Origin of the sequence: Tepidimonas aquatica (assembly GCF_007556585.1) — a bacterium.
GTDB lineage: Bacteria > Pseudomonadota > Gammaproteobacteria > Burkholderiales > Burkholderiaceae_C > Tepidimonas > Tepidimonas aquatica.
On the sequence record NZ_VJNA01000050.1, the window covers coordinates 1 to 7486 of the forward strand.

General features: G+C 64.4%; 7 protein-coding genes and 1 pseudogene. All 8 read left to right on the forward strand.

Translation table 11 applies throughout. The features are described 5' to 3' along the window. Positions 1-132 (forward strand): annotated as a pseudogene (locus Taqua_RS13620) (IS481 family transposase); the annotation flags it as partial. A gap of 17 nt (positions 133-149) precedes the next feature. Further along, a complete protein-coding gene (locus Taqua_RS12430) occupies positions 150-2009 on the forward strand; it encodes a copper resistance system multicopper oxidase (RefSeq protein WP_144326919.1) in 1860 nt (619 codons plus the stop codon). A 23-nt stretch (positions 2010-2032) separates the two neighbouring features. After that, a complete protein-coding gene (locus Taqua_RS12435; protein WP_246094724.1) occupies positions 2033-2950 on the forward strand; it encodes a copper resistance protein B in 918 nt (305 codons plus the stop codon). 54 nt (positions 2951-3004) lie between these two features. After that, the gene (locus tag Taqua_RS12440) at positions 3005-3517 is read left to right on the forward strand and encodes a cupredoxin domain-containing protein (RefSeq protein WP_162860647.1); all 513 of its coding nucleotides are present in this window, start codon (positions 3005-3007) and stop codon (positions 3515-3517) included. A 24-nt stretch (positions 3518-3541) separates the two neighbouring features. Beyond that, positions 3542-4024, forward strand: coding sequence for a DUF411 domain-containing protein (locus tag Taqua_RS12445; RefSeq protein WP_043702089.1), 483 nt, complete (start codon positions 3542-3544; stop codon positions 4022-4024). A 19-nt stretch (positions 4025-4043) separates the two neighbouring features. Continuing rightward, positions 4044-4289 (forward strand): DUF2933 domain-containing protein, encoded by a 246-nt coding sequence (locus Taqua_RS12450; protein ID WP_062196592.1) that lies wholly within the window; start codon positions 4044-4046, stop codon positions 4287-4289. Between the two features lie 4 nt (positions 4290-4293). Continuing rightward, entirely contained in the window at positions 4294-6651 is a 2358-nt protein-coding gene (locus tag Taqua_RS12455) for a heavy metal translocating P-type ATPase (RefSeq protein WP_144326921.1), read from the forward strand. Positions 6652-7063: 412 nt separating this feature from the next. After that, positions 7064-7354: a CopK family periplasmic copper-binding protein gene (locus tag Taqua_RS12460; RefSeq protein ID WP_144326922.1), complete on the forward strand. Its 291-nt coding sequence runs from the start codon at positions 7064-7066 to the stop codon at positions 7352-7354. The last annotated feature ends 132 nt before the right edge of the window (positions 7355-7486 follow it).

The following is a 7486-nucleotide window of genomic DNA, read 5'->3' on the forward strand; positions in this document are numbered from 1 at the left end:
CTGTACAATCACCACATCCCCCAGAAAGCCCTGGGACATGTCCCGCCCATCGAGGCCATGAAAAGATGGTACAAAGAAAAACCGGAACTTTTCATAAAAGTGCCACGCAATCGTCCGGGACCTGACAAGTAACTCATCGCGAGAAGCCCATGTCATCTTTGAGTCCGTTTCATTTGCCATTGCCGTTGATGCCCTCGCGGCGGCGCTTCGTGCGCGGCTTGGTCGCCGGCGGCGTGATGGTCGGCCTGTCACCCTGGGTGCGTGCTGCGGCACAGGGGCTGGCCGACACGCGCACGGGTGCGGCGCCCGTGCTCAGCGGCACGAACATCGACCTGGTGGTTGCCGAGTCGCCGGTCAACTTCACCGGCAGGCCAAGGATGGCGACCACCATCAACGGCTCCATCCCGGCGCCGACGCTCAAACTTCGGGAAGGCGACACGGTCACCATCCGCGTCACCAACCGCCTGCGCGAAGCCACGTCGATCCACTGGCACGGGATCATCCTGCCCTACCAGATGGACGGGGTGCCTGGGGTCAGTTTCCCGGGCATCGCCCCTGGCGAAACCTTCACCTACCAGTTCCGTCTCGAACAAACCGGCACCTACTGGTATCACTCGCACTCCGGCACGCAGGAGCAGACCGGCATGTACGGGGCGTTGATCGTCGAGCCGCGTGAGGCAGACCCTATCCGCGCCGACCGGGACTACGTGGTGCAGCTGTCCGACTGGACCGACGAAGACCCCATGCGGGTGCTCGCCAAGCTCAAGGTGCAGAGCGACTACTACAACTACCACCAGCCGACGGCCATTGACTTCTTCCGCGACGTCGCCGACATGGGGCTTTCCCGCGCACTCGACAAGCGTGCGATGTGGAACCAGATGCGGATGAACCCGACCGATCTGGCCGATCTCTCGGGGGCGACATTGACCTACCTGATGAACGGCGTCACCCCTGCCGGCAATTGGACTGGCCTGTTCCGGCCGGGCGAGCGCGTGCGTCTGCGGTTCATCAACGGCGCGGCCAACACCTTCTACGACGTGCGCATCCCGGGGCTCAAGATGACGGTGGTGCAAAGCGACGGGCAGAACGTCGAGCCCGTGACCGTCGATGAGTTCCGCTTCGGGCCGGGCGAGACCTACGACGTGATCGTCACGCCCCGAGAGGACGCCTACACGATCTTCGCGCAAGCGATGGATCGTTCTGGATTTGCCCGTGGCACGCTCGCAGTTCGCGAAGGACTCGAAGCCCCGGTTCCTGCACTCGACCCTGTCGAATGGCTCACCATGGCCGACATGATGGGCGCGATGGACCACGGCGCGATGGGGCATGGCGGCTCGGCCATGGGCGCGATGGACCACGGCGCGATGGGCCACGACATGCCGGGCATGAAGCACGACATGTCCGGCATGAACCATGGCGCGATGGCCATGGATCACGGCCAGCACGCGATGCATGGCATGACAGGCGGCGCGATGGCCAAGCCCAGCGCCACGGTCCGTCACGCACGCACGGAATACGGCCCAAGCACGGATATGCGGGTGGACATGCCGCGCACCAATCTTGACGATCCGGGCATTGGCCTGCGCAACAACGGCCGGCGCGTGCTGACGCTGGCCGACCTCAAAACGATCGGCGGCCCTCTCGACCCACGCGGGGCCGAGCGCGAGATCGAGCTGCACCTCACCGGCAACATGGAGCGCTATGCCTGGTCGCTCGACGGCCTCGAGTTCGGCAAGAGCACGCCGGTGCACCTGAAGTACGGCGAGCGGGTGCGCGTCATCCTGCACAACGACACGATGATGACCCACCCGATGCATTTGCACGGGCTGTGGAGCGAGGTGGAAACGCCCGACGGGCAGTTCCTGGTGCGTCGCCACACCGTCCCGGTTCAACCCGCGCAGCGCGTCAGCTTCCTCGTGACCGCCGACGCCCTGGGGCGTTGGGCCTGGCACTGCCACCTGATGTTGCACATGGACATGGGCATGTTCCGCGTGGTGGTCGTGTCATGAAACTCATCCCAAGTAGATTCGCCATGAAACCCTGCTCTCTCTTCACTGCGGCGCTGGTGTTGCTCGGTGCGGCACCCGTCTGGGCGCAAACAACGATGGAAGGCGGCGGCCATGCCGGGCACCCGGGCACGGCTCCAGCCCCAACGCGAGCCGAATCGCCCGCGAGCGCCACCATGGACCACGGCAGCATGAACATGCAGGGCGGCCCCGCCCCCGCCGATGCCCGTGATCCGCACGCGTATTCCAATGGCTTGACTTTGGAGTCGGGCCCTTACGCACTCCCCGGGCCACGGCAACTTCGGCTGTCCGATGAACATGCGTTCGGCAGCGTGCTCCTCGATCGCCTGGAGCGCGTTTACACGAAGGACGGGAACGCGACCGCCTATGACGCGCAAGCCTGGTTCGGCGGCACCTACGACCGCCTGGTCCTCAAGGCCGAGGGTGACGTCGCCAAAGGCAAACTGGAGGAGGCACGCACGGAGGTCCTGTGGGGCCATGCGATCGCCTCGTACTGGGACACCCAACTCGGGGTGCGGCAGGACAGCGGCGCCGGCCCTGACCGGACTTGGCTCGCTGTGGGCATCCAAGGGCTCGCCCCGTACTGGTTCAATGTCGATGCCACCGCCTACGTCGGCAGCTCGGGACGCGCGGCACTGCGCCTGTCGGGCGAGTACGAACTCCTGCTCACCCAGCGCCTGATTCTGCAGCCCCGCATGGAAGTCAATCTGTATCGCCAGCGCGATGAAGCGCGTGGCCTGGGAAGTGGGCTGGCCGATGCGGCGGCAGGCCTGCGCCTGCGTTACGAGTTCTCGCGCCAGTTCGCGCCCTACGTCGGCGTCGAATGGGCTCGCAAGTTCGGACAGACCGCCGATTTTGCGCGCGCCGAAGGACAGCGTACCCGGGAAACGCGTTATGTGGCGGGTGTGCGGCTGTGGTTCTAGAAGCCGCCACGCGCAACTCCGATCTTATTTACCAACCCTAAGGAGAAACCGATGATGAAGAAAACCTTGAGCGTTTTGGCGCTGAGCGCGTTGCCTGTGTTGGCGCTGGCCGCCGGCAATCATCAGGGCGGCCATGGCATGGCCGGGCACGACATGCAAGGCATGCACGGTTCGATGCACGGTGGCGCATCACACTCCAACGTCGGCAAACCAGGCGATCCCGCCAAGGTCGACCGCACCATCGAGGTGGTCATGGACGACTCGATGCGGTTCACGCCGGCGAACATCGCGGTCAAGAAGGGCGAGACCATCCGCTTTTTCGTCAAGAACACGGGCAAGGTGCCGCACGAAATGGTGATCGGCTCAATGAAGGAACTCAAGGCGCACGCCGAGATGATGCGCAAGATGCCCCAGATGCAGCATGCCGAGCCGAACATGGTGACGCTCCAGCCTGGCCAGCGCGGCGGGCTGGTTTGGCAGTTCGATCAGCCCGGTACGGTGGACTTCGCCTGCCTCATCCCCGGCCATATGGAAGCGGGCATGGTGGGCAAGATCGTCGTCGAATAAGCAGCGTCACCGGGGGTCCTTGTCATGCACCAAACCGTTGATCAACCGTTCCCCCGGCGGCGCAGGCTGCTGCTGGCGGTGCTTGCGCTGAGTCTTCCCTCCCTGGCACCAGCCGCCGCACCGCAGACGCTTGCCGTGCAGGTGTGGAAGGACCCGAACTGTGGGTGTTGCAAGGACTGGATTGCCCACCTGGAGAAAAGCGGATTCCGCGTGAATGCCGTCGACCAGGGCAACGGCGCGGCCCGCGCTCGCCTCGGGATGCCGCAGAAATTCGGTTCCTGCCATACGGCCCTGATCCAGGGCTATGTGATCGAAGGCCACGTACCCGCCACGGACATCCAGCGGCTGCTCAAGGAAAAGCCCCAAGCCCTGGGCTTGGCGGTGCCGGGCATGCCCATTGGTTCACCCGGCATGGACGGGCCGGTGTATGGCGGCCGACGTGATGCCTACCAGGTCTTGCTGGTTGGGAAAGACGGGTCGGCACAAGTGTTCAGTTCCCATCCATGAAGAAACCCCTCACCCGGCGATGAGCGCGACGCATCATGATCACCACCCCGACACGCGTGGCTCGTCCGGCCTGAGCCGGCGTGTCAGGATCGCGTTGCTGATGGTTGCCCTCATCGGCGGCTTCTATCTGCTGCGCGAGCACTGGAGCCATGTCGCAGGCAATTGGGTATACTTGTTGCTGCTGGCGTGCCCGCTGATGCACCTGCTGCATGGCCACGGCAGGCATGGCGCACTGCCCGACAACCGCCCCGACAAAGAGGCCTGAAGCCATGGACCTGCGATCTGCGCACGACCACCGCCGACACACCCACGACCACCCGAGCGCACAGCAGCGGGCCGAAGGTCTGAAGGACCCTGTCTGCGGCATGGACGTGACCGCGCAGTCCGAGCACCACGTCGAACACGCAGGCCGGCGCTTTTATTTCTGCAGCGCCCGGTGCCGGGCGAAGTTCGTCGCCGAACCGGCGCGCTATGCCCACAGCGGCCACGCGCCTTCGCCTGTCGAAGCGCCGGCGCTGGCCGCAGGAACCATCTACACCTGCCCCATGCACCCCGAGATCCGGCAGGATCACCCCGGCTATTGTCCGAAGTGCGGCATGGCGCTGGAGCCGGTGCTGCCGGATCTCGAAGGAGAAGAGAGTCCCGAGCTGCGCGATTTCCAGCGCCGCTTCTGGTACACCCTGCCGCTGACCGTCATGGTCACTGTGCTTGCCATGTTCGGCCACCAGTTGCATTGGTTCGAGGCGCGCACACAGACCTGGATCGAACTCGTTTTGTCCCTGCCCATCGTCCTGTGGGCGGGCTGGCCGTTCTTCGTGCGCGGCTGGCAGTCCGTGGTCCATCGCAGCCCGAACATGTGGACCCTGATCGGGCTGGGCACCGGGGCGGCGTTCGTCTACAGCGTGGCAGCAACCGTGGCCCCACAACTGTTCCCGGACTCGTTCGTGTCCATGGGACGGGTCGCGGTGTACTTCGAGGCGGCGGCGGTGATCATCTCCCTGACCCTGCTGGGGCAGGTACTGGAACTCAAGGCGCGTTCGCAGACCTCGGCCGCCATCAAGTCCTTGCTCGGACTGGCCCCCAAGACCGCCCGGCGCCTTCGCGACGATGGCACGGAAGAGGACGTGCCCCTGACGCACATCCATGTCGGCGATCGGCTGCGCATTCGACCCGGCGAAAAGGTTCCGGTAGATGGTACGGTAATCGAGGGCAGCAGCGCTGTGGACGAATCGATGCTGACGGGGGAGTCCCTGCCCGTGACCAAGCGGGTGGGCGACAAGGTCATCGGCGCGACACTCAATACCAGTGGCGCGCTCGTCATGGTCGCCGAACGTGTCGGCGCGGCGACCATGCTGTCCCAGATTGTGCAGATGGTGGCGCAGGCGCAGCGCTCCCGGGCGCCGATGCAGCGCATGGCCGATGTCGTGGCGGGCCACTTCGTGGTCGCGGTGGTGGTCATCGCCGTGTTGACCTTTTTTGCCTGGGGCCTGTTCGGGCCGGAACCGCGTTGGGTTTTTGGCCTCATCAATGCCGTGGCTGTGCTGATCATCGCCTGCCCCTGCGCGCTGGGCTTGGCCACGCCCATGTCGATCATGGTGGCGACCGGGCGAGGGGCTACGCAGGGGGTGCTGTTTCGCGATGCCGCCGCGATCGAGAAAATGCGCCAGGTCGATACCCTGATCGTCGACAAGACCGGCACCTTGACCGAAGGCCGGCCGCGCTATCAAACGACGATTGCAGCCGAAGGCTTCACCGCCGACGAGGCCTTGCGACTGGCTGCCAGCCTCGACCAGGGCAGCGAGCACCCGCTGGCGGAAGCCATCGTCACGGCCGCGCGCGAGCAGGGCCTGGTGCTCTCACGCGCCGAGGAGTTCGACTCGCACTCAGGCATCGGCGTGCGCGGGCGCGTCGATGGACATGCCGTGGCACTGGGCAACACCGCGCTGATGGAACAGCTCGGTGTGGACGTGCGGCCATTGGCCGAGCGGGCGGAGGCGCTGCGCGGTGAGGGTGCCAGCGTGATGCATCTGGCCGTCGATGGCGTGCTCGCCGCAGTCCTGGCCGTCGCCGACCCGGTGAAGAAGACCACACCGCAAGCGCTGGCGTCGCTGCGCGCGGAGGGCTTGCGCGTCGTCATGGCCACGGGCGACGGTCTGACCACGGCCAAGGCCGTGGCGGCGCGCTTGGGCATCGATGAGGTGCATGGCGAGGTCAAGCCCGCCGACAAACTGCAACTGGTGGAGCGGCTGCAGCGCGAGGGGCGTATCGTTGCGATGGCTGGTGACGGCATCAATGATGCTCCGGCCTTGGCAAAGGCCGACGTCGGTATCGCCATGGGCACCGGCACCGACGTGGCGATGAACAGCGCACAGATCACGCTCGTCAAGGGTGACCTGCGCGGTATTGCGGTGGCGCGCGCCTTGTCAGTGGCCACGGTCCGCAACATGAAGCAGAACCTGATGTTCGCCTTTCTCTACAACGCACTGGGCATTCCCATTGCGGCCGGCGTGCTGTATCCGCTCACCGGTTGGCTGCTTTCACCGTTGATCGCCGCCCTGGCGATGAGTCTCAGCTCCGCATCGGTGATCGGCAATGCGCTGCGTTTGCGCGGCGTCCGTCTTGTCTGAACACGAGGATCGTCGCGCGTGCCGTGGTGGGTGCTGGTTGCACTCCCAGATCGCTGGGTCTGTCGTATCGGTTGCCACCCGACGTTGGACACCTGATCCCTATCGAGGCCTGGAATGCTCTCGACCACGGCACCTGAGCCGCCTCACACCGATACCGCACTTGGCGCCCAGTCGGCATCGCCATAAGCACTTGCACCGATGTGGCGATGAGTCCGCGCCCCGCCTCGGTGAGCAGGAATGCATTGAGATTGGCACACGACAATTAATCCCGATCCCATCCCGAATGGAATCTGACATATACGTAACGGCCGTCTCATCTTCCCGTCAGCGGTGGCTTCGCAGAATACATACTGTGCAGTCGCACAAGGCATTGACAGAAATGCCTTCACGTTTGATTGAAAGGAGTGTAGAGATGAAAGCCAGGATTACCGCTGTTGTCGCCGCCACCGTGCTGAGCGCCATCGTAACCCCATCGTTCGCTGGTGACGCGGCAGCGGCCAGCGCCAAGAAAATGTTCCTCCTCAAGGACGGTGGAACCCTATTCGAGGACGGCAAGATGGCGCTGGAAGACAAGTTCGGACGGGCTATCCACCTGAAAGAGGGGCAATCGCTCGAAACGGTCGATGGCCAGAAGATTACAGCCAACGGCAACGAGGTCGCTCGACTCGATGCTCTTCTCCGTCAGGGTCATTCCAACCGTTGACTACTTGTCAGGTCCCGGACGATTGCATTGATCCGCGACGTCGTGCATTATTCATAGGTCGCGAGACGATGCGTGAGCTGATCGAGGAACTACGGAGGCAAAAGTCATGATGGTTCGACTGCACAAGAACGC

Excerpts from the sequence above, each read along its gene's own strand:
- Taqua_RS12430 (WP_144326919.1), top strand. The coding sequence starts at position 150 with ATGTCATCTTTGAGTCCGTTTCATTTGCCATTGCCGTTGATGCCCTCG.
- Taqua_RS12435 (WP_246094724.1), top strand. The coding sequence starts at position 2,033 with ATGAAACCCTGCTCTCTCTTCACTGCGGCGCTGGTGTTGCTCGGTGCG.
- Taqua_RS12440 (WP_162860647.1), top strand. The coding sequence starts at position 3,005 with ATGAAGAAAACCTTGAGCGTTTTGGCGCTGAGCGCGTTGCCTGTGTTG.
- Taqua_RS12445 (WP_043702089.1), top strand. The coding sequence starts at position 3,542 with ATGCACCAAACCGTTGATCAACCGTTCCCCCGGCGGCGCAGGCTGCTG.
- Taqua_RS12450 (WP_062196592.1), top strand. The coding sequence starts at position 4,044 with ATGAGCGCGACGCATCATGATCACCACCCCGACACGCGTGGCTCGTCC.
- Taqua_RS12455 (WP_144326921.1), top strand. The coding sequence starts at position 4,294 with ATGGACCTGCGATCTGCGCACGACCACCGCCGACACACCCACGACCAC.
- Taqua_RS12460 (WP_144326922.1), top strand. The coding sequence starts at position 7,064 with ATGAAAGCCAGGATTACCGCTGTTGTCGCCGCCACCGTGCTGAGCGCC.